Origin of the sequence: Paenibacillus taichungensis (assembly GCF_050994985.1) — a bacterium.
GTDB classification, from domain to species: Bacteria; Bacillota; Bacilli; order Paenibacillales; family Paenibacillaceae; genus Paenibacillus; species Paenibacillus taichungensis.
Window position 1 is genome coordinate 4,358,242 of the sequence record NZ_CP194720.1, and the last position, 22,690, is coordinate 4,380,931.

Annotated in this window: 24 protein-coding genes and 2 pseudogenes; 5 read left to right on the forward strand and 21 right to left on the reverse strand. The window is 42.5% G+C overall.

Going from position 1 to position 22,690, the window contains the following annotated elements:
- Nucleotides 1-42: 42 nt before the first annotated feature.
- Entirely contained in the window at nt 43-597 is a 555-nt protein-coding gene (locus ACR1R9_RS19620) for an N-acetyltransferase family protein (protein ID WP_433922930.1), read from the reverse strand.
- A 645-nt stretch (nt 598-1,242) separates the two neighbouring features.
- On the opposite strand from ACR1R9_RS19620, the gene ACR1R9_RS19625 reads away from it, so the two are divergent.
- Nucleotides 1,243-1,950: a CAP domain-containing protein gene (locus tag ACR1R9_RS19625; protein WP_433922929.1), complete on the forward strand. Its 708-nt coding sequence runs from the start codon at nt 1,243-1,245 to the stop codon at nt 1,948-1,950.
- A gap of 89 nt (nt 1,951-2,039) precedes the next feature.
- On the opposite strand, the pseudogene ACR1R9_RS19630 reads toward ACR1R9_RS19625, so the two are convergent.
- Nucleotides 2,040-2,407, reverse strand: a pseudogene (locus ACR1R9_RS19630) (IS30 family transposase); the annotation flags it as partial.
- Nucleotides 2,408-2,790: 383 nt separating this feature from the next.
- Here ACR1R9_RS19630 and ACR1R9_RS19635 point away from each other — a divergent pair.
- Nucleotides 2,791-2,970 carry a hypothetical protein gene (locus ACR1R9_RS19635; protein ID WP_433922928.1) on the forward strand — a complete coding sequence of 60 codons (180 nt, stop codon included), beginning with the start codon at nt 2,791-2,793 and terminating at the stop codon, nt 2,968-2,970.
- Between the two features lie 75 nt (nt 2,971-3,045).
- Entirely contained in the window at nt 3,046-3,339 is a 294-nt protein-coding gene (locus ACR1R9_RS19640) for a hypothetical protein (RefSeq protein WP_433922927.1), read from the forward strand.
- 157 nt (nt 3,340-3,496) lie between these two features.
- Here ACR1R9_RS19640 and ACR1R9_RS19645 read toward each other — a convergent pair whose 3' ends face one another.
- The 16 genes and pseudogenes from ACR1R9_RS19645 to ACR1R9_RS19720 form a co-directional block, all read right to left on the reverse strand.
- Nucleotides 3,497-4,042 (reverse strand): 2'-5' RNA ligase family protein, encoded by a 546-nt coding sequence (locus tag ACR1R9_RS19645; RefSeq protein ID WP_433922926.1) that lies wholly within the window; start codon nt 4,040-4,042, stop codon nt 3,497-3,499.
- A gap of 183 nt (nt 4,043-4,225) precedes the next feature.
- Nucleotides 4,226-4,723, reverse strand: coding sequence for a DUF6933 domain-containing protein (locus ACR1R9_RS19650; RefSeq protein WP_433922925.1), 498 nt, complete (start codon nt 4,721-4,723; stop codon nt 4,226-4,228).
- Nucleotides 4,724-4,937: 214 nt separating this feature from the next.
- Nucleotides 4,938-5,267 carry a low molecular weight protein tyrosine phosphatase family protein gene (locus tag ACR1R9_RS19655; protein ID WP_433923684.1) on the reverse strand — a complete coding sequence of 110 codons (330 nt, stop codon included), beginning with the start codon at nt 5,265-5,267 and terminating at the stop codon, nt 4,938-4,940.
- Nucleotides 5,222-5,359: a hypothetical protein gene (locus ACR1R9_RS19660; RefSeq protein ID WP_433922924.1), complete on the reverse strand. Its 138-nt coding sequence runs from the start codon at nt 5,357-5,359 to the stop codon at nt 5,222-5,224. The genes ACR1R9_RS19655 and ACR1R9_RS19660 overlap by 46 nt, the downstream gene beginning before the upstream one ends.
- A 221-nt stretch (nt 5,360-5,580) precedes the next feature.
- Nucleotides 5,581-6,615, reverse strand: a complete 1,035-nt coding sequence (locus ACR1R9_RS19665) for a hypothetical protein (RefSeq protein WP_433922923.1) — start codon at nt 6,613-6,615, stop codon at nt 5,581-5,583.
- Nucleotides 6,616-6,898: 283 nt separating this feature from the next.
- On the reverse strand, nt 6,899-7,591 hold the full coding sequence (locus ACR1R9_RS19670; protein ID WP_433922922.1) for a hypothetical protein: 693 nt from the start codon (nt 7,589-7,591) through the stop codon (nt 6,899-6,901).
- Between the two features lie 145 nt (nt 7,592-7,736).
- A complete protein-coding gene (locus ACR1R9_RS19675; RefSeq protein ID WP_433922921.1) occupies nt 7,737-8,714 on the reverse strand; it encodes a hypothetical protein in 978 nt (325 codons plus the stop codon).
- 173 nt (nt 8,715-8,887) lie between these two features.
- The gene (locus tag ACR1R9_RS19680) at nt 8,888-9,355 is read right to left on the reverse strand and encodes a hypothetical protein (protein ID WP_433922920.1); all 468 of its coding nucleotides are present in this window, start codon (nt 9,353-9,355) and stop codon (nt 8,888-8,890) included.
- Nucleotides 9,356-9,586: 231 nt separating this feature from the next.
- On the reverse strand, nt 9,587-9,964 hold the full coding sequence (locus tag ACR1R9_RS19685; protein ID WP_056700842.1) for a retropepsin-like aspartic protease: 378 nt from the start codon (nt 9,962-9,964) through the stop codon (nt 9,587-9,589).
- Nucleotides 9,965-10,207, reverse strand: a complete 243-nt coding sequence (locus tag ACR1R9_RS19690) for a hypothetical protein (RefSeq protein WP_056700840.1) — start codon at nt 10,205-10,207, stop codon at nt 9,965-9,967.
- A gap of 265 nt (nt 10,208-10,472) precedes the next feature.
- Nucleotides 10,473-11,033: a hypothetical protein gene (locus ACR1R9_RS19695; RefSeq protein WP_433922919.1), complete on the reverse strand. Its 561-nt coding sequence runs from the start codon at nt 11,031-11,033 to the stop codon at nt 10,473-10,475.
- A gap of 185 nt (nt 11,034-11,218) precedes the next feature.
- A complete protein-coding gene (locus ACR1R9_RS19700) occupies nt 11,219-11,707 on the reverse strand; it encodes a hypothetical protein (RefSeq protein ID WP_433922918.1) in 489 nt (162 codons plus the stop codon).
- A 155-nt stretch (nt 11,708-11,862) separates the two neighbouring features.
- Nucleotides 11,863-12,978, reverse strand: a complete 1,116-nt coding sequence (locus ACR1R9_RS19705; protein ID WP_433922917.1) for a tyrosine-type recombinase/integrase — start codon at nt 12,976-12,978, stop codon at nt 11,863-11,865.
- A gap of 322 nt (nt 12,979-13,300) precedes the next feature.
- A complete protein-coding gene (locus tag ACR1R9_RS19710) occupies nt 13,301-15,337 on the reverse strand; it encodes a B12-binding domain-containing radical SAM protein (RefSeq protein ID WP_076291786.1) in 2,037 nt (678 codons plus the stop codon).
- 543 nt (nt 15,338-15,880) lie between these two features.
- The gene (gene recQ, locus ACR1R9_RS19715) at nt 15,881-17,761 is read right to left on the reverse strand and encodes a DNA helicase RecQ (protein WP_076291785.1); all 1,881 of its coding nucleotides are present in this window, start codon (nt 17,759-17,761) and stop codon (nt 15,881-15,883) included.
- A 265-nt stretch (nt 17,762-18,026) separates the two neighbouring features.
- Nucleotides 18,027-18,368: pseudogene (locus tag ACR1R9_RS19720) on the reverse strand (Rpn family recombination-promoting nuclease/putative transposase); the annotation flags it as partial.
- Nucleotides 18,369-18,544: 176 nt separating this feature from the next.
- Between ACR1R9_RS19720 and ACR1R9_RS19725 the strand changes: the two are divergent.
- On the forward strand, nt 18,545-18,838 hold the full coding sequence (locus ACR1R9_RS19725) for a hypothetical protein (protein ID WP_433922916.1): 294 nt from the start codon (nt 18,545-18,547) through the stop codon (nt 18,836-18,838).
- Nucleotides 18,835-19,077 carry a hypothetical protein gene (locus ACR1R9_RS19730; protein ID WP_433922915.1) on the forward strand — a complete coding sequence of 81 codons (243 nt, stop codon included), beginning with the start codon at nt 18,835-18,837 and terminating at the stop codon, nt 19,075-19,077. The genes ACR1R9_RS19725 and ACR1R9_RS19730 overlap by 4 nt, the downstream gene beginning before the upstream one ends.
- A gap of 80 nt (nt 19,078-19,157) precedes the next feature.
- On the opposite strand, the gene ACR1R9_RS19735 is transcribed toward ACR1R9_RS19730, so the two are convergent.
- From ACR1R9_RS19735 to ACR1R9_RS19745, 3 genes are all read right to left on the reverse strand, one after another.
- Entirely contained in the window at nt 19,158-20,288 is a 1,131-nt protein-coding gene (locus ACR1R9_RS19735; protein WP_433922914.1) for a glycosyltransferase, read from the reverse strand.
- Nucleotides 20,289-20,349: 61 nt separating this feature from the next.
- Nucleotides 20,350-21,096, reverse strand: a complete 747-nt coding sequence (locus tag ACR1R9_RS19740; RefSeq protein ID WP_076291783.1) for a class I SAM-dependent methyltransferase — start codon at nt 21,094-21,096, stop codon at nt 20,350-20,352.
- Complete coding sequence (locus tag ACR1R9_RS19745; RefSeq protein WP_433923683.1) at nt 21,083-22,669, reverse strand: nucleotide sugar dehydrogenase; 1,587 nt, start codon at nt 22,667-22,669, stop codon at nt 21,083-21,085. The genes ACR1R9_RS19740 and ACR1R9_RS19745 overlap by 14 nt, the downstream gene beginning before the upstream one ends.
- Between the last annotated feature and the right edge of the window lie 21 nt (nt 22,670-22,690).

Sequence of the window (22,690 nt, forward strand, 5' to 3'; positions counted from 1 at the left end):
CGCAAAGGAACGTAGCGACTGGGTCCGTCAGGACCTGGCCTCTCAGTGGTTGTCGCCTGAGTCCGCTTCCGTTCTACTGAATTTCGCTAAAACCTCATCAATGTTATCCCATTCATAAATTAATTCATTTAGAACTTTTCCTCCGATTATTATTTGAATTGATTTACATAATTTAGCTCCATAATGTTCATAGAAATATCGTGTCTTATTATCTTCTAGAACTTCAACAAATATCTTTTGATAGCCTAAAAATTTAAATTGTAGAAACAGTTGTTTAAGTAATTCTTTCCCTAAACCTCTTCCGTGATATCCCTTAAGTATGTATATAGATGTTAAATCACTAGAATTGGCTACTATATTTGTTTCTCTCTTCCAAGAATCTGCAAATCCAATAATTTCTCCTTCTGGGTTTTCTGCTATAACTACAAAATTATCTTCTCTTTCAATATTTTCGATCCATAATTCAGTTCTTTTTTTATATGATAGATTATATAAGAATTCATCTGGAATAATACCTTTGTAAGTTGTTCTCCAACTATCCACATGAACTTTTGCAATGCCTTCTGCATCATTAATCGTTGCTTTTCTTATTTGCATAATAACCACCTCATAAGATTAGTTAAAACGAATATTTCAAGCACTTAGCCATAACTGTATATAGTGAGTAGCATTATACAGTTCCTATCTTGTAATTTATTTACAGTGATTTCTCATAACTTTCTTGTATTCACGAAACGCCCTGGCCTTAGATAGCTCTTATCTTAGGCTGGGGCGTTTCGTGACTGATATTTCTTCCATAATTATACACATTTCGACCAAGGGGCGATAGCCCTACAGCTTGAATAGTGTGTTAAACGCAGTTTCTGACTTCATCGAATTATCAAATATTTGCTTTCAGTTTGTTTTATATGATGCAGCATATGGTTTATATTCTATAAAATTGTCTATTAGTTTGAATAGATTCTCCCAATTATCCATCGAAATACTCCAATTATCAGGAATCCCATTGAAATAGATAACATTCATCCCGTGATGCATTCATGACTCGATATGGCCTTCTTTATCCATAACCATTCGCAACACGCTTTCCTCGAGACACAAAAAAAGACAAGGCTATCTAAATGGTATCGATCATAAAAAAGTACTGGATAAGGAGAGAATCATATTAGGAATAAGTAAATGGCATACAGGAAAACATAAATCCGGGAACTTCATTAACTAACGGATCTAGGAGGTCGTCAAATGGCAAAGTTTTTCGTTTTAATAATATTATTATTGGTGGCAGGCTGTTCGTCCCATAACAATATGATGCAAAAACAAGTGACTCCTGAGCAAAAACAAATTTCAATTCATGATCATGCTGCTGCACCAAACTCTGTCCTCACACAGGCATCATCAACAGCTACATCTTGGCAAGAGAGATCTATTACAACAAAAGAAGCCCAAAATGGAATTCCATTGGATTTGTTGGATCTGGTTCGAACACCGGATGGAAATCCAGTAAACCAGGCACCTGCAGGAAATCCTGAAAATAAGGAGCCAACAGGACAAGTACAGGAAGGTAAAAAAAATAATACGGATAAAACCGATTTTGAGCAGCAGGTTCTGGATCTAGTCAATCAAGAAAGGGCCAAAACAGGATTAAGTTCCTTGAGTAGGAATGAAGAATTGTCAAATGTGGCTATGGTCAAGGCACAGGATATGTACAACAACAGTTACTTTGATCATAATTCGCCAACACATGGATCCCCCTTCGATATGATGAAGGAATTCGGGATCACATATAATACCGCTGGAGAAAACATCGCAAAAGGGCAAACCACCCCTACTCAGGTTATGAAGGAGTGGATGAATAGCCCTGGCCACAAAGCAAATATACTGAATAATAGTTATACTCATATCGGTATTGCTTATTATAACAACACATGGGTTCAGGAATTTACTGGATAGCGCCTTTCATCTCCCAACAATAAAGTATCAAAAACCCGCAATTTATGTGGGTTTTTGATACTTACAGATCCTGCATACGCCAACAGTTGTTCCTTTGTGAAAGATTCGTGGGCGGTTTTCCAGCCCAGACATTTCCGAGGGCGATGGTTGATTAAATGAAGTGAACGATCCAATGCTGCATCTAATATTTGAGTAAAGTCTGTGCCCTTGGGAAAAAACTCACAAAGTAAACCGTTTGCATCCTAATTTGAACCTCGTTGCCAGGAAGAGTAAGGGTCGGCAAAATAATCTGTACGTCGTGCATTTCATCCAAGTTCGCGTAGCAGGCAAATTCCTTGTCACGGTCTGTTGTAGCAGTTTGAAAAGCTACAGCAAGATACTGAGCAGCGGCCACACCAAAGGCAATCTCCATCGATAGAGCCATACGAATAGGCATTTGAATCACGTTGTACAGGCGTTTTGAATAGTTCCGTTAATTGAGAATACTTGTTCAGAGCATCATCATTATTGGATATATATATTTCCATCTCTCATTTCTCCTTTTATTATGCTTGTAGTTCTGAGTATTTCCGATAACGTTCCTGTATTCACGACCCGACGCACGTCGAGTGTTCGGCGGATGCCGAATCCAGGGCGTATGCCCGCAGCGTGAATATTATGTTATACAAAGATTCAGACGCCTTTGACTATACTTTAACTTCTTTATTGCCCTTATCCTCTATTCTACGTACAATTAAAAACAAAGAATTAAAGGAGGAAAGGATATGAAATGGTCTGAGACTAGAGTTCAGTTTCCTAATCGTTGGGTTCTTGTTAATTTCAGCCTACTCAGCTAATAACATGCGTAATATTGAAGAATTCTCTGTCATTAATGATTATGAAGATACTAAGCTTGCTTGGGATGCTTACAAAAAACATCATTCTTCTGAACCTTCACGTGAGTACTATATCTTTCATACTGCCAATGTGAACATCGAAGTTCAAGAACAAGAATTCATTGGAATTAGAGGTCTTCGATGAGAATAAGATTAGTTAATGGCCTTCCTATTATTGAAGTTTTATTCACTTATCAAAATCAATCTGTCTTGCTTCCCAATGTATTGTGCAACTACCATCTTTGATATTGATTTAATCGAGCCTACTGGCCTAACCATTGATCCTATACAAGGTCGTGCCGTTCGAATGTATGGAATTGGAGGTCAAAGTGAACTTTCATTTCAACAGCCCGTTCACTCGTTGAACTTAAACCACCATACATTAAATGATTTCGTCATTCAGCTTGGACAAACAAAAGAACCTTATGGTTTTGATGGAATCTTAGGTGCGGATTTTTTATCGACATTGCAATTGAATATCGATTTTAAAGATATGGTAGTTAGGAAACCCTAACTGCTTTTTTCTTTTCTGAATTTTCGTATAACATTCCTGTATTCACGACCCGACGCATGTCGGGTATCCGGCTTATGCCGGACCAAGGGCGTATACCCGCAGCGTGAATAATATGTTAGATGATGTCATTGTCTTCACCGATTAACTTACAAAGATCTTATATAAGTGCCTTACTAATTACAGTTTCAATCACTCTTTTATTATTCTGGTATATAATTTTGATCAATGATATTTCTTGTACTTCAGTTTGCATACTCTCTAATCTTTTTGTAGTGAAATGTAATGCTTCTAAAAGTTTTTGATCATCTAAGTGGTTAGCAATCGTACAATGAGGAATCCAGCTTTCAGGATGATACATTTGATTGGAAAACGCATCGTATTTTTTGAAGTGGTTATGATAATTAGAGTGAAAGTTTATAAGTTCCTCGGTCGGATTTGGGGATAAGAATAAGGCTCCGCTGTTCATAAAGGTTCCTAATGTGTTGTAGCTAAGGCGCATTTTGGAAGCCGATTTATAGTAACCATCAAACAATTCGCTATACTCCGATTCCTTTAGCTCTGAATAATCCGCTAGTGTTATATGTGGTTTTCTATTCTCAATCTCATATGCGTAGTTAGATATACCAATATCCCTTAATTCCTTCCAAAGCGTTTTTATGTTTCGTTCTGTTTCTAAATCAAAATGAAGGACTACTCCATACAAAATTAAATCCCTACTTTCTGCTTTATGTATTCAATAGATGTTACTAATACTTTTCGTTCTGCAATGATTTCGTCTAACGTTCCTGTATTCTCGACTCGACGCATGTCGAGTGTCCAGCTTATGCCGGACCAAGGACGTATGTCCACAGCGTGAATATTATGTTAGACAGAGTAGACTGTAGGCTCAGGTACTAAGAGCCTCCCTCATATATTGATTTGAAAATTTTTTTAGCTTTACTAATGGAGTGTTGTTGTTTATTTTATTTAATTCGATGATATTCATTTCTTGTATTGGTAAATAATCTTCAATCATGAATTCAGTCATTTTAACCATATCTGTCATTGATCCAAGGACACTTCTATCATACGTTTTGATGAACTTAATACTGTTCGCATTACTAATATAATTATTAATTAAGGGTTCAGAGATTCCGTCCGCCTTTAAGTTTTCTATAAGTGCATTGAGGAATATCTCTTTAAAATTCCTATAGTGCTCCTTCCTTATTCCAAACAAAATAAAACAATACCTTGTCTTATTATTCATAATAATTAAGTTATTCTTTTTAGCCATTCGAAATACATTGGCATGCCATTTGTAGAGTTCATCCTCTAATTCATTGTTCTGTTCTTCGATAAAAGAGCTAGAATCAAATAGCTTCTTAGTACATGAGATTGTTATCATATATATATCCTTTCACAGTCTATTTCACCTAACGTTCCTGTATTCATGAACCCCACAGGGGTTGTCTGCTGAAATGCTTCTCCGAATCCCTTCTGCAGACCAAGGCTCCATCGGAGCTGCTGCCTGAATATTATGTTATAAGATGTCGGTGTCACCCTTGGGCTACTTACAAAATGCTCTTTTTTTCATACTCCGTTGCTTCTGTTCTTAACTATTATTCTGGTACTTCAACGTATTCCGATACTTTCGATTTCAATATCTCTATTAATTCTTCATCCATATATTCATAATCATCAGGTATATTTAAGCATATCAAGCGTTTGTTTATTAGTGTATTTGAGAATTTATCTTTAAGCCTTCTTACATGCTTTTTCTCCATTACAAAAATTATTTCTGCCCATCCAATGTGTCCTTCAGTGACTCTAATTCTAGTTCCCTCTTCTGTTCCAGCAGATCGCACTTGATATCCATTGTATCCATCAAAAATCTTCTCTGCTGTTAAGCTGCGCCATTTGTTTCGACTACAAATAAATAGTAATTTAATGCTTCTTCACCTATCTCATATCTATTTTTTTGTTTTATTATAGCACCTGAATTTAAGCAATTACCCGATTTCTTATAACGTTCCGCATTCATGACGTTGATTTCCCTAAGATAGCTATGTCTAAGGGAAATCAATGAGTCTGCCTGAATTTACTTCCCTGAAAATTCTTCTGCAGACCAAGGCGAACGCCGCCGCATGAATGTTTTGTTATAAGATGTAGCCGCCTTCTTTGAATTATTGCAAGTTTGTTCTTTGCAGCATTCCCGCTATCGTTTCCGTTAGCGGAATCATAATGGGTTTACAGAATAAATTGTTATTTCGTGTATATCAAAGATTCTTGATTATGCAATTTAGAAAACAACCGGGCAAGCCCCTCATAGTTGCTTTTTTTAAATTTCTTATTCTTGATCCAAGTTTTTTTATAAAAAGGGTTGCCATTATAAAGAGTCACGCCATCCGAAATATATACTACTTCGTTTTCTGTATGATCAATTACAAATAAAAGTAGATTCATTTCATCATTGAAACCGATATAAAATATAGTCGAATCCAACCATGGGATCGATTGGGTGTAAATGGTTATTTCATCCGAATTATCAATATCAATACAAATCATATCGATATCTACATAAGGTTTTACAACTTCTTTATCAACTTTATTGTTATATATTTGGGCAGCTACCTGAAGATGTTCAAGAGTATCTTCTAACTTCTCTCTGGAAAAATGCTTCCACAATTGTTTTTCAGTTACTCTTGCAGTAAATAAAGTGTTAGCCAGATTATTCTCCACCGTATCTTCTTCAGAACCTAAAAAATCCTGCTTCACCTCTAAATAATTTTGTACTATAAATGTAAGAGCATTATTTAATACATTTATCACCTTATGATAATCACTCTTTTTTGAAATACCAAAATGGGTTATCTTATTCCTAATGTAACCCAGTTCAATTAAATCAACATAAAAGGAGTCCTTAATAGAATATAATTTGTCTATTCTGTTAATACACTCTACGTACTCAATTGTCTTAACTTCAATATTATTAGAAATCAATAAGTTGTGCAGTTGAACTCCTTCTTTTTTACTTTTAAGTAATGTATCTAATAAATCTGAGGGCAAATCCCTATAGATCAGTAATTCGTTCAATTGAGATAAGGCGTCTTTAGTCAATATTTCTATCGCATTATGAATACAAATGACAGATAATTTTAAATAGCTGTCCTTGCTAAATTCGTCAGTATGTATTTCGGTATGGAGGTCTTCAATCATCACATAGTTTAAATACTTATTATAAAAAGATAGCCCCATACTCAATGAATCTATTCCATTTTCTTTTAAATGAAATTCCACGTTATTTCCCCCATTCTCAATCTAATCCATTGTCCGTTCATTTAATTGTGTAATTTATGATAAGGTTCTTTGTGGAAAAATTCAAACTATTTTGCCAGTTAGCTTAAAGTTTAACTATGCTTATATGCTTTGCGGCTATTTCTTATAACGTTCCTGTATTCATGAACCCCGAAGGGGTTGTCTGCTGAAATTCCTCCTCTAAATGCATCCAGCAGACCAAGGCTCCAACGGAGCCACAGCTTGAATATTATGTTATGCGAAGGAACGTGCTCCTCAGATTTTTCTATACTTTTATTGCATTGTAAAAGACTGTTCCTAAGCTACTGATGTAAGCTTGCTTTTTGAATTCATCCGATGGACCAATAAAAGCCAAATCTTTCACAACAACAAATCCATATAACTTTAGCCTTTCAATAGAAGCCAACATCATATATCTATCAAATGTAGTTACAGCATTATTATCGATCTCATTAGAACTTTTAATAAACAAATCACTAAGAACAGCTATATCAATAAGTTGTATTAAATCTAAAAATTCTGAGAAATAACAAAAGGTCTCCCAATCATATTTCTCTTGTATAAGATCTATAAGCAATTTAGCAAACAGAACAGCACGTTGTTCTGTTTTCAGTCTATCAATGACCAATATAATTTGTTCAGTTACTTTGTCTTTAAACATCTGATCAGTATTAAGCTTATTTTTAAACTCCATAATATTTTCGGAGGAACTTTTTGAATGAAACTCCTTTAAGAAACAAAGAACCTTTTTAGTGAAGTGTTTTTCTTTTATAGAAAGACCGATTCTCCCCAAAGCTACTATACTCTTCACAATAGGTAATTCGCTGATGACATCATAGTTCAAGATTGAATCCACAGCTAGTTCGCCATAATCCATAGCTACGTCTAAGCTAGAGTGTATTAATTCCTTATACATGGCATCATTTATTGTTTCATTTTGTAGTTCGTCATTATTCATTTTCACTTTCCTTTCTGGTGTTTCACAGTCTTTCGCATAACGTTCCTGTATTCACGACCCGGCATCTGCCGGGTGTCCGACGCATGTCGGACCAAGAGCGAATGATCGCCGCGTGAATATTATGTTAGGCGAAGTTAATTTCAGATTAATAAATCATATTCAAATTAATATCAGTATTACTAGTAAATGATTCATTTATTATTCTAAATGGAGCAGTATCTTTATTCAGAAAATATTTATCAAAACTCAATTTGTTTTTTGATAAACTCGTCTCATATTTTTCAATATAACGTTTGTCGATTAAAATACCTTTATAATTTGAAAAATCTTCATTTGATTCAAAGAAGGCAACTTCTTCAAAGCTAAGTTTTATTGCTTCAATCTGCTTTAATTGATCTTTAATTGTATTCACACGCAATTCAATATCAGAAGACATCAGTTCACGGTAATGCTCATGTATAGAAAATAAATCTTTGATATACGACCTAATGTGATGCACTATGTTTAAGTCATTACTATTAAACCTTTCTAAAACCTCTTTATTCTTAATTTTATTTTTAAAATTATCATTTTGCTTTAAATCGCTATATCGTATATTCACAAATATTGGTGTGATACTACTTTCCCCTGTTAAAGGTTCAACTAAAGTTATCCCTCTTATTAAAAGACCTTTGTGTTGGCATATGTTTCTAATTAGTTCGAGCAATTGATAGCTTACATTGCTATCATACTTCTGACTTTTAAACTTTTTTAAATTTTTATTTATTTCTACATTTGTTGAGTTCTTAAATATTTTTGTAGTATCATATTCAATCTCATCAATGTACATTCTTGCACTTGCTGTAAAATTGAGAAGTCGCCTATTTAACAGATTTATTCCTTCCTGTCCCATTTCAATTTGATTCTTCACTATGCTGACCGAGACACAGTTTTGATATATATCATAGATATCTTTTTCAAATTCATAAAAATTGTCTAGAAGAACTCTAAACTTTTCTTCAAACCATATAAACCTCAGTAAGTTCTCATACGCGTGTTTAACTGTTTCATAGGTACTCTTTTCTAAATATTCAACTTTATTTGTTAGCCTATCCCAATTAGTCTGATAACCAAATTTATTCATATATTTCCTCCTTGAATTAATTTCGCCTAACGTTCCTTTATTCACGACCCGACGTATGTCGGGTGTCCGGCGAATGCCGGACCAAGGACGAATGTCCGCAGCGTGAATATTATGTTATAGGATGTCAGCAGCTTCTTTGAATTGCTTATCCCTCTTGTAACATTCCCTTTATATCAACTATATTTTTCTTTTAATATTTCTATATATTTGAGTGGAATTTCTGTGATTTTCGAAATATCTGATACTTCAATTCCTAGTTTTATAGCACTTCTTGCAGTCTTCAAATTATGCTTTACTTTAATGATCCGATCTTTAAGTAATGCGTCTCCAAAATCCAGATAATCATCAGCAATCTCACCATTCAAAAAGAACTCTATATCATAAGTTCCTATGTGCTCTTCTATGTAAAAAATATTAATCGAGCAAAATACTACGGCTTCTGTTGTATTAAAACTATATTTTAGGTATATGGCTCGCTCTTCAACGCTTATAAATTCATCATATAATTTGCCCATGAAAGTATCATGATAATCGCTTTTGTTCTCGTCACGCATCTTCCTATAGGTTTTCCAATAGTTTTCTTTCGTGTTCTTCATCGCACTATGCTTACTGTCCCACTCAAGTAGAATGTCTTTATTCACTCAATCACTTCCCTTAAAAAATCTTGAATAAAATAAGTTTTCTTTATGTGTTTTCTGATTTCCTATAACGTTCCTGTATTCATGAACCCCAAAGGGGTTGTCTGTTGAAATCCCTCCTCGAAATCCATCGTGCAGACCAAGGCTCCAAAGGAGCCGCTGCTTGAATATTATGTTAAGTGATGTTTCAGTCTTCCTCGAATCACCACTCAATCCTCTTGCGTCTTTTATCTCTTATGAACGAAGTAATTTAAATTTCTTTAGATCAATATTAAATTTCCCTTCCATCAGTACATCCAGTCCCAAAAGTCCGTTAATGTTGTGATATTTAAATGAAGTAAAGTCTATGTATACATCCTTTAAAATGAAATCCCCTACCTGTATACCGTCGATTCGCTTACTGAAGGCATGCTCTTTACCTCCGATTCCGTAGCTAGTTATAATTTCATCTTCCATACTCACTAGTATCCCAATCTCATCCACTTCATCTTGTGAAATCAAGCTATGACTGGCTCCTGTATCGATCACGATGTTTGATATCACTTTCTTCTGCTCATTGAAATGGACTGTTATTTCCGTGAATAACAGCCCATCTCTATATTCAATATTCATTTAAAGATTTCTCCTTAATCCTATATTTTTCCGTACCTTCACAACGATTCGATCTTTGGAAGTATGGTAAACCAGAGTCTTGTCCCTACTGTTCAATAGTTCGCGAGTCGCTTCTTCATCACTGATCGGGCCAATCACGGCCACATCATCAATGATCTCTTGATTGTCTGTTTCTTCAGAATGAAGAACTTCAAATTTTACGAATTGATTTGGAAAAATCTGTTGAACTTCTTGCCATTTCATCATTGTCCCTCCTCTATTTTAATGGTTATATTATACCACTTCACAAGCCTATAGCTCTCACTGGAATTTCACTTAACGTTTCGCATTCCTGACGTTCAAACAGCTTAAGTGATCATAGGGAACGGGTCGTCAGACTTAGCTGATTGAATGTGTCGCCTGAATAACTTCTTGAATCTCCATCTTGGTGACCAAGGAGCTTAGCGACGATGTAGGAATTCATTGTTATCAGAAGGTCTTGCCTTCCAAGTTAAACCCAAGTTCAGCCCTAAATTTCTTGGTCCAATCTATAAGAGTCCTTTATTATTAAGAAAGCCCATATTTGTAATAATGTTACATCCATAATGAAGATCATGAGAATTATTAGAAAAGGTAGACCAATCTTAAAAATACCTAATACAAATACATTAACAATAATTAGCGAAACAGTAATTATAATCACTAATAAACTAATTATTTTTACTAGAACATATTTTCTGAACCCGAAACATAGTATACCGTTAACTATTACTACACTAAGCGCTATAAACACTAAATAAATTAATGAAAGATAATTAAGTCCAATAACTCCCTTATTAGAAATATTTATAAAACTAAAAGTAAATAAATTCAAAAAATACAGAGCAAGTAAAAGTGGAACAGTTAGATTGAAAAGTGTGACAAACATTATATATCCTTCGTCTTTTTTTTCTTTCTTATCAGACCTGGAGTTTTTTCTGTTGACCATTACAAAAGTATATACCACAAAAATAAAACCAATAATTGTTGCACTTGTTCCTACCAATGTACTTAACAAGGAAGTTAACATTGAAATTTGCTCTGACTTCATTGAATACCTCTCTCAATTAATGTTACTGTCTGTTTGCAAGGCTTTCTGATAAGTTTCGTATATTCACGACGCTCGACGAAGTCGAGTGTGCCCACAGCAACAGCTTCCCTGAATCCGCATCTGGGACCGAGGGCGCATCCCAGATGCGTGAAAGTGGTGTTATCGAATGTCGGCACTACTTTGAATTACATACTCATTAATTTTTTTGCTTTTTCTATTAATTCATACCAACTACTCGAATAACTAATATTCATTCCCCAAGCAACATCTCTGAGATTCTCACGTAATTTTTCAAAAGCTTTTATTTCTTTTTCATTGATCGAATAATTGGGAAAGCCTGAGTAAGAGGGGAATCTCTCATAAAATCGAATTAATCTCATTAGTACCTCATCATCTTCACTTGATAATTTATTGAATTGATCAACTACACTTCTAGTCATGTATAATCCTTCAATTACATCCTCTACTTTCTCAATTACATTATTAGGATCGTTCCAATTATTTTGCATTTGAAACATAATTGCACCTTCGAGTTGAATGATATTACTCACTATCATTCTAGAGCCCATATCGGATTTAACCTCGTTCAATTTGTCATCTTGATAATACAGAATACTAATAGCAACAATAATCATTACAAGTAGTATAGATATTGCAATAGAATATTTCTTCATCAGTTCTCCTATATCAATTTTTTATTTTTCCGATTTCCGATAACCATCTAATTTATGTACTTCGTAAATACCACAGCTGAACTACGTATATGATAACCTAAGCAGTGTTATTTGCGAAGAAGAATTTGGTGAAAAAGGTAAATTTATTAAAGCACTCAATTTCCCAAATCCAAACGACCCAACGGGCTCTGAATACGCTGAATATTTTTCGTACTAACATGCGTATATCGCTGTGTTGTTCGTGCACTCGTGTGACCAAGTAGTTCCTGAATATAGCGCAGGTCTGTTCCGTTTTCCGACAAATGAGTAGCAAAAGAGTGCCTCAAGACATCAATACTAACCTTTTTCACAATGTCTGCACGTTGTCTGGCTTCTTCAAAAACATTCTGCACACTCCGCTCCGTAAGATGCCGATCAGAAGATTGCCCTGGAAAGAGCCAACGGGTTGGTCTATATTCAGTGACATATTTCTGCACCATATCCCACGCTAGACTCGATAGGATCGTTCTCCGATCCTTTTGCCCCTTCCCCTGTCTCACGATGAGTGTTTGCCTTTCAATATCAAGATCGCTGCACCGCAAACGTACAACTTCACTTACACGAAGTCCAGAAGAATAGGTTAGAAACAATATGGCCTTATGTTTAGGGTTGGTTACGGATTTGAGCAATTGAGCGACTTCCTTTTCCGACAATACTTGCGGAAGCTTGGTCTGCTTCTTGGGACGAATATACTGGATTTCCGTAGGGTGATGGAGTACATGCTTGCAATAGAAGCGGAGCGCGCTAATCGTCTGATTCACGCTTGAATGGGATATCCCTCGCTCAAGCATACCTAAACAATACGTCTGAATTTTGGAAGTAGTCACATCGGTATCATTAAGGGGAAAGCTACTCAGAAAACGTTCAACCTGATTACAATATGCTTTAATCGTTTTGCGGCTGTATCCTCGTAACTTTAATGCCTTCTGTAACGGCTCTTTGCTCCATGGATGGTTTGCCTTACTAGCCTTCCACTGCTGTAAAATCTCATTTTCAACCCACAACTCTGGGGTAATCAGAACGTCATCTGGATCGAATTGATTCATGAACTCCTGAAGAGCAGCTATGGTGTATGGGATGATCCACACTTTTTGTTTGGCTTCCCACGTTCTGCCCTTAATCCGACGAATCCGCTCAATATATGCAGGGTTACACGGGATATGAATGCGCAGGAACTCAGCGGAACCTTTAGCTATGGTAATCGTCTTTTCAGTAGTAGCATATTTATTCATAGGAAACTCTCCTTCGTTTGGATAGGTCATGTTTTTACCAAATTCAAAAAAAAGGAAGGCCCTTCTTCATCCACTAGGGAATCAGACGACCTTCCGATGCTTTCGGAACATATATGTTTTGATAAAAGGTGAAGCGGAGCGCGGCTTGTGCAATAGCAAGCCGCGTCAGGGTGAGGTGCTGCGCCCAATGGGCAGCACCTCACGGGATTGCACCGCGTCCATAACCGCGGTGCTCACCGTTATAGCACCAGAACGGCAAAGCCATGGTGCATCCCCCACTGCATGCAACCATCGGCCATGCAGCTCCCCAATGCCGCTGCACCTACATGGCAGCGGCTTCTTCTCCCAGCGGCAGCGTGTAATACTGCGCCTGCTGCCCTTCATGCTGCTGGTACACTACGACCAGCAGCGTCCGGCCTTTCGCGGCAAGCGGGCTGGCGCCAGCTAGCACACGCTCAAGCCGGAACGGAAGCACATCCAATACGGTGTGCTTCTGCAGTTCCTTTTCGCCGAGACCGAGGTCGGCGAAAGCACGGGCACCCATGACCGTCTGTGCGGTCATGGCCGAGGTCATCGGCAACGCACGCGAAGCGTTGCCGTCCACCGTGTCCGCCGCTCCATCCGCGGCGGACCCTGATGCGTCGCCTGCAGAGAGCGACGCTGCGCCATCGCTGCCGATCACACCAGCCGCTTCTGCGGCAGAGTCTTCTCCGGCAGCAGCCGAACTTCCCGCAGCGGCAATCGCACTCGTGCCGCTGCTTTCCAGCCATGCCGTGCCTGCGGCACCGGCAACGCGCGGCAGGCGAACGTCTTCCGGACGTTCAGCCAACGTTTTCATATAACCCGCCCACTGGTCTTTCTGGAGCGGATCTTCCCACCAGATTTTGCGTGGTTTGTATTTGTGACCGAGGAAATAATCGAGCTTCATCAAGCCAAGCACAACATCCATGTGCCGTGTGTTGCGCGACTCCAGGAAGCTGTGCAAACGGGTGAACAGATCCTCCAGCTGGTGACCGATCTTCTGCCAACCCTGACCCTCCCAATAATCCCCAAACGCCTGGAAGAAATCAAATGGCGAATCGAACTCCTGCTCCATCAGATACTTCAGCGTATGGTCCATTCGGTGTGCGTTCCAGTATTTCTCCAGCACATCCTCCAGTCGCTTCAGGCGCACGATGTCGCTGAACGGCAGCACGTCGCTGCCCAGAATCTCATACGGCGCGTGATCCATATACGTGTAGTTATACTTCTCCGCATCCAGACGCAGACCGGTACCACGAAGCATTTTGAGGAATCCAAGCTGAAGCTCTTCCGGCCCGAGGGCAAATACATCGTTAAACGTCTTACGGAACGTATTGTAATCTTCCTCCGGCAGTCCGGCGATGAGATCCAGATGCTGGTCGATTTTTCCGCTGGCTTTCACCTTGTTCACGGTACGACTCAGCTTCGAGAAGTTCTGGCGACGTTTCACCAGTTCATTGGTCGGATCATTGGTAGACTGAACCCCAATCTCGAACCGGAATGTGCCCGGCGGAGCATTCTCTGCCAAATAGTCCAGTACCTCGGGACGCATAATATCCGCTGTAATTTCAAACTGGAACACCGTCCCCTGATGATTCTCAATCAGGAATTTGAACATTTCGAGCGCGTAATCCCGCTTGATGTTAAATGTCCGGTCCACAAACTTGATCAGCTTCGCGCCCTTCTCGATCAGGTACAGAATATCCGACTTTGTTCGCTCAATATCGTAATACCGCACGCCGACCTCAATACTGGACAGACAGAACTGACAACTGAACGGACAGCCACGGCTGGTCTCAAAATAAACAACACGTTTCCCCAGCTCCGGGATATCCTCTTCAAAACGGTGCGGCGACGGCAAATCGTTCAGATCCGCCTTCGGTCGTCCTGGCATGAGAATGACTTCTTCCCCTTTGCGATACGCCAGTCCATATACGAAGTGGAACTTCTTGTCCCCCTCCAGCTCCGTCAAAAGCTGATGCAGCGTCTCTTCCCCTTCACCCATCACGATGAAATCGACATTGGGAATCCGGTTCATCCAATATTCCGTGTCGTAGGACACTTCCGGCCCGCCCAGCAGAATTTTGACCTCAGGCATAACCTTTTTCAAAATATCAATGACCTTGATCGTCTCTTCAATGTTCCAGATGTAACACGAGAACCCGATAATGTCAGCACCGCGCTGATAAAGATCGGATACGATATTCATGACAGGGTCCTTGATCGTGTACTCGGCCAGCTCAATATCAAAATCCTTCTCACTGTACGCCTTCAGACACCGCAAGGCCAACGAGGTATGGATGTACTTTGCATTTAATGTAGAGAGAATAACTTTCATGGTTCACAACCTTTGCCTGGACACCCAGACCATATTTTTGGTAAAAGGAAAGCTGCGCAGCCATCCATCCTGCCCCGGATGCTGTTCATGCAAACCTCTTTTGATAGCCATTCCATGTCACATGGACATATCCAACTTTTGTCTTTCAAAGAGTGGACACTCCTTTCAAAAAGACATATCCACCCCGCCAAACCCAAAACACAACATACAGTATGAGATACACACAATCAAACTACATGCTGTATACGCTACTGTCTGCCATTCCTATGACCAATGTCCACCTTATGAAAGACAATTCACTGTATTTTGTCCACACCTCAGAGACGACACATCCAACTTCAACTTGTAAAAGTCCTCATTCGCGCTCCATCTGTGGTAAACCTCAATCACGTTGTATGCACTACGCACTGCCCACTAACCACACCGGTAACGAACGATTCCCCATATCATGGACGAAGCATCACTAAATCTAAAAACATCTATCTCATCTATTTGAACACTTGAACTTGGACTTTGCACAATCGAAAGCACGAATCCAACAACTCAATCATACTCATAAAAAGCGTCATCATCCGTATCCACTTCTTCGCCCGTTTGCTTCTGGAAAAACTCAAGGAAAGGCAGTCCGTACTTGCGATACTTAACCTCACCGACCCCTTTGATATCCAGCATGTCACGTTCTGTCTGTGGGCATACCACACTCATCTCGCGCAAGGTCGCGTCATTGAAAATAATGTACGACGGAACATGCTCTTTCGCCGCCAGATCACGACGGATTAGACGCAGCTGCTCAAATACCGTCTCGTTAACCGCAGATGGCATTGCATCGCGTCCACGACGTCCGCCATAGTTTGTACCCGAAGCCGTCGCCGCCGTCTTGCGCACCACCCGCTGCATCACTTCACGCTGACCTTTGAGCACTTCCACCGCCAGTGGCTGCAAACGAACAACCGGATACTGCCCCTCTGACAGCATCAGATAGCCTTCCGATACCATGACGTTGATGATCTCCGCGATTTCACGTTCCGTACGATTACCCATCACGCCGTACGTTGGCAGGGAGTTGAAGCCGTAATCAAGTACTTTTTTGGCACGGGAGCCTTTGAGCACCGAAGCGACCAGCGATACACCATACCGTTCACGCATGCGGTGAATGCAGCTGAATATTTTCTGCGCATCAATCGTCATATCCACCAACTCACGGTCGTCCGTACATGAACTGCAAATACCGCACGGCTTGTCCTCATGCACCTCACCGAAATAATCCAGCTGTGCACTGCGTAGACAACGCGTCGTGTAACAGTAGTCCACCATCTGTTGCAGCTTCCGGTAATCGTTCTGTTTGCGGTCACCCTCCATCGGGTTCTGCTCGATCAGGAACTTCTGGGTTATAATGTCCTGTGCCCCGAATAACAAAATGCACTGGCTCGGCTCTCCGTCCCGTCCCGCACGCCCGGCTTCCTGCACATAGGCTTCCATGTTCTTCGGCATGCTGTTATGAATAACGTAACGTACGTTGGATTTATCAATCCCCATCCCGAACGCATTTGTCGCCACCATCACCCGGATATCATCGTACAAAAAAGCTTCCTGGCTCTGGGCCCGTTCATCGTCCGTCATCCCGGCATGATAGCGTCCTGCTGGCAATCCCGCCTGCAGCAAACGCTGATGTAAATCGTCCACGTCCTTACGGGTCGCGGCGTACACAATACCCGGCTCGCTGGCGTGCTCGCGCGCGTAATTCAGGACAAAGTCCTTTTTGCTCTCACCGCGCAGCACGCTGAACGCCAGATTATCCCGCCCAAGTCCGGTCACATACGTCTGCGGGTCCTGCAAACGCAGCAGCCGCAGAATATCTCCCATGACTTCGGGGGTCGCTGTAGCCGTAAAGGCCGCAACCACAGGCCGCTCCGGCAAACTGTCCACAAACGGCGCTACCGCCAGGTAGCTTGTCCGAAAATCATGCCCCCACTGCGACACACAGTGGGCCTCATCCACAGCAACGCAAGAGATTGGCAAATAGCCCATCTCCTCTCGGAACCAGTCTAGCTCCAGTCGCTCAGGCGCGACGTAGAGCAGCTTCAGCTCACCGCGCTGCGCCGCGCGGATGCGATCATTCACTTCTTTGCCGCTGAGCGTACTATTAATATAAGCGGCTGCAATACCAGCCGTGGTCAGTGCATCGACCTGGTCCTTCATAAGCGATATCAATGGGGAGACGACAAGCGTCAATCCCGAATATAACAAAGCGGGGATCTGATAACAGATCGATTTCCCGCCCCCGGTTGGCATAATCCCCAGCGTATCTTCACGTTCGAGCAGGCTGGCTACGATCTTTTTCTGTCCCTCACGGAAGTCGGGGTAGCCATAATATTTTTGCAAGAGACCCTGCGCTTCTTCTAATGTAGGTGTTTGCACACTCATGTAAAGACTCCTTACTTATCACCGGTGTTCTTCCACCAGCTTGGTCCGATCCGATTCTGACATCCGAAAGCGGCTTATACCGCATCCTTGACAACAAAATGGCGTTCTCATGACTTGTCCGTCAAGCAAACGCCGCTCCCTTTAGTTTAACGGCCCAGACCCGAATGAGCAACCGCGTTTTACTGTAAAACGATCTAGGGCAAATTAAAAAACAACCGCCTGCCTTTTGGGGACAAGACGATTGTTTCAATTTAAAGTACATTTGCTAATCTTTCAGTGCCTCAACTTCAGACTCAGTTAGACCACTTGTTTTGGCAATGACTGAAACTTCGATGCCGAATGAAAGCATATTTTTTGCAATTTCAATCGCCTTCTTTTGTTCGCCTTCCACTATACCTTTAGCAATGCCCTTTTCCGTAGCCCACTCAATCATTGAGGCTTCATCATGCAAATACTTTTGCCGTTCTTCATACAAGCGACGTGCTTCACGATCCTGACTCAGAAACTCCAGCGTATCCATCGCTTTCTTCAACGTAGGTTCATTCATTTGTAGCACCTCCCAATTTGATTTGTCAGCACCTTTCAGGAACAAAAGCCAGTTAATCAAAGCTTTACAAATTATTCTACTTTAAATAAGATCAAATTCCCCATTACAACTAGAATCATTCCACTTATTTGTTATTAATTTCAATCATCAATATGCTATCATCAATGAATGATTTACTATAGAAAAGATCCTAAATACACATCAAATTCGTACCTCTAAAGGAGGTTGAACGTATTATGAAGAAACATGCACATGCTAGTGACTCTTCAAACATCTCACCACCAAAATCGTGGATACGCCGACACCCGATATTCACTACATTTTCGATATTGATTTTTGTTCTGTTCGCCGCCGTATACCTTTACTTCACGCTTCGCCCTTACTTCTCCACATTTGATCGATCCGAACAAGGTGACCTGAGCTACTCCATGCCTTCACGGAACGGAGAATATATCGCCGAGATTTACGGCGTACCTTATGGTGGAGCGGCAGGTGGAGCGCAGGTGGAGTCACAATCTGGGTCGAGGTGAAGAAAACGAACGCCCTTGATGATTCCAATGTAAGGGCCATATACCGCGCTGGATACCACGGACATAACCATCTGGAATGGGAAGATGATAATACCCTCCGGATCGAAAACTGGAATGAGTATGTAGATGAAAGTATTACGCTAAACATCGATGATGAAATCTATGACGGCCGGGGCTGGGCATGCCAAAGCCTGCGTATGAAGGACCAGTACGTTCGCTGCCTAGCACCAGAAAAATAAAAACACAAATAAGCAGCCCAGCTCGCCGACTGTCACGGCAAGCGGGGCTACTCTTATTCCACCTCTCGAACAGATCAACACTACTCTTTCTCTTTCTCTTTCTCTTTCTCTTCCGGCCCACTGTTCCCCTTACTCACCATCGCTTCAATCTTCTGCCGATTGGCAATCAGACTGGGGTCATTCGGCAGATACTCCCTTGCTTTGCTGTTATGCAGAAGCGCGTGCTCCCAGTTTCCCATGTGAGCGTAACAAAGGGAGAGCCGGGCGTGGGGCAACCAAGTGCGGCATGCCGCAGGCACGGGACGCAGACCCGGATCGCGGCTGCTGACATCAAGCGCTTGCATATACCAGTAGATGGCGGACACAATCTCCTTCCCCTCCTGGAAGCAGGCAGCGATGGCGCAGCAGAAATCGGCATGCGGTAGGTCGAATTGAAATGATTGCAACAGCGCACCCAGCTTCCGACCCGGCTCGCCCAGCCGCTCATAACATTCCGCCAGCCGCGCGCAGGCGATGAGCCGATCCTCGCGATAGCCGCTCGGCTCCAGCAGCAGCTTTACGTACGCCCGAGCCGCCGCCGCATAACGCTGGCGGTCGTAACATTCGCCTGCATAATAGAACAGCAGGCGTCCCTGGGCTGCGCCCTCTTCGGCGATCCATTTGCGCAGAATGCGCACGTTTCGCGCCGAATGATGGCCCGCTTCGCGGCGGTGCGTGACGGCAATGTCTGCCGTAATGACACCGCTCTGCGGGAAGCCTAACTGCTCGTGCAGCCGACCATGCCAGCGGCACCCCGCCTCCCGCTTGACGAGGCGCAACCGTCGGTCCGTCACGAGCGGACTTCCCTCCGGCCCCTCGGCCAGCGTATAGCTCAAGATCACAGCAGCCGTCTCACCGCCTGACGGCAGCTGCTGCTTCAACCTTTCCAGTTTCGCCCGTTCCGCGGGCAACAGCACATCATCTGCATCCAGCCACAGGATATATTCCTGTGTGGCCTGGTCGAATGAATAATTCCGCGCTGCGGCGAAATCATCTTTCCACTCACACGTGTAGACCCGGTCGGTATATTGCGCAGCGATCTCCAAGGTACGATCGGATGAACCGGTATCTACAATCACGATCTCGTCCGCGATGCCGGCGACCGAGTCGAGACAGCGCGCAAGCGTGCGTTGTTCGTTCTTCACAATCATACACAGACTGATGGTGATCACGGTTTAAGCCCCTTCCTGTCTTACCCGTATTGCGGTCTTTTTTTCTTCTCAATCTTATCTGTTACCCTTCTCCGTTCTCCTGACGTCGCAGACGTTTAACCTGTTCAACCGCATTATCCAACGCTTTCTTGCGTAGATTCATCAGACGAAGGTGATTCTTCTCCACAGCGGCAAAATGTACGTGATCCAGCTCCATCCATTCCGTCAGTTGGTTCAGGGTTGGTGACATATACAGCTGTGTTTTCCGTCTTTTGCGTGCCACACAACATAGATATTTATGATGAACTTCCAGCTTCAATACTTCAAAATACGGCAGCAAGCACATCGCCAGATTCCCGGCATAGAACGTCTGCTTGTGATCGTAAAAGGGATGATAACCATATGGCACGGTCACAACCAGGGTTCCCTCCTCCTGCAGCAGTCGGTGAATTTGCAGCAATAACGTCTCCGGATGGGCAAAATGCTCCAGCACTTCGCCCAGCAGCACTGTATCAAAGGTGGTTCTGGCTTTCCATTGTGTAATGTCCAGCAGGCGAAAATCCACATTGTTCCGCACGGGTCTGGACTCCTTCGCCAGTTCCTCGCGGGCGTATTGTATACTCTCTTCTTCCAGATCAATCCCGGTCACCCGAAAGCCTTCCCGCGCCAGCAAAATGGAGGTGACTCCCTGGCTGCATCCAATATCCAGAATTCGCTTGCCTGTTGCTTCCCGGCACATCCAGTGCACACGTGTACGTGTGGCTTCGTGCGATTCTTCCGAATTGATCTCGCCATAATAACGCTCGTTGACCCGGTCATGATTCGCCATGGCTGCCTCCAGAATTTTCGTGCGAGTGTTCGTTGGTTGGTTCGATGGACGGTTCAATGTGTGCTTTAACATTGGCCTTACTGTCTGACTGGATAGGATCGGTGTGTCCCCGCTTTTCCCCATCCTTCGTCCGAGGCACTCGCATGTTCTCGTGAATTTGTATTTCATGTTCTTTCTTGGCGTCCTGCACCACGTTTACTTCCGGTCGGATCGGCTGTCCAAGCACCACTATGTTTCCACCTACACATCCGGCTGTCGCATTGCGTGTGTCGAAGATGAGCTTGGCATGATCCGCCATTTCCTGATAGTTGAAGCCCGTATGATCCGTCGTAATGATGACCAGATCCGCCCCTGCCCACAATGCTGGTGATGCTGGTTGAGCCTGGGCAATCGTGCCATCATCCTTGCGGAACACAGGCACCATAGGATCGGTGAAGACCACGTCTGCCCCTGCTTCATGAAGCAGTCTATAGACATCCAGCGCTGGCGATTCACGCAAGTCGTCGATATCTTTTTTGTACGCCATACCCGCCAATACAATTCGGGCCCCTTGCAACGATGAACCTTTCTGTTCGAGCAACTCGGCAGCACGTTTCACCACTCTTTCCGGCATTTGCCGATTGGTCGCATCCGCAAGCGAAATGAATTGCAGCTCTGATCCCTGACGGCCTGCGGCCCAGGACAGATAGATCGGGTCAATTGGAATGCAGTGTCCACCAATGCCCGGACCCGGATAGAACGGCATATAACCGAACGGCTTGGTTGCTGCAGCGTCCAGCACCTCCCATATGTTTACGCCCATTTGCTCACAGGCAGGTGTCAGTTCATTCACGAGCGCGATGTTCACGCTGCGAAACGTGTTTTCGAACAACTTTGCCGTCTCCGCCACCGTCGTTGAACTAACGGGAACGATTTCGTTCAGGAACGAACCGTAGAATGCCTTTCCATAAGATAGACAGGACGACGTGGAGCCGCCAATGATCTTCGGTGTATTTTTCACCCCGTAATGCACACTTCCGGGATCTACTCGTTCTGGTGAATAACAGACATGGAACTGCTGTCCTACTTTCCACCCTTTTGCAGCTTCGATCGGGTGCTTCACACGCTCCTCGGTGGTGCCGGGATACGTAGTACTTTCCAATATAACAAGGCAGCCCTCCTGAAGATAAGGCGTTATGCCATCCACTGCTGCAGCGATAAATGAAATGTCCGGCTGGTGCTCCGCAGTCAAAGGCGTAGGCACACAAATAACAATTACATCCGCCTGACCCACCGCTGCGAAATCAGTCCCCGCCATCAATAATCCAGCCTGCCCAAGGGATTGCACAACCTTATCCTCAATGCCGATTACGTACGATTTCCCAGCACGTAGTTTAGCCACCTTCGCCCCATCGATGTCAATTCCTTGCACCTGATACCCAGCCTGCGCCATCTCCACCGCCATCGGTAACCCGACATACCCAAGACCAATGACGGCGGCTTTGAGGGAGCGGTTGTTTAGGTTTTGAAGCGTAGTACGTTCCTGTGTTTCCTTATTTCCTTCATGCTTGCTGCTCTCTACCATTCCTTCCACCTCCAAACGGTCCGCCTCCCT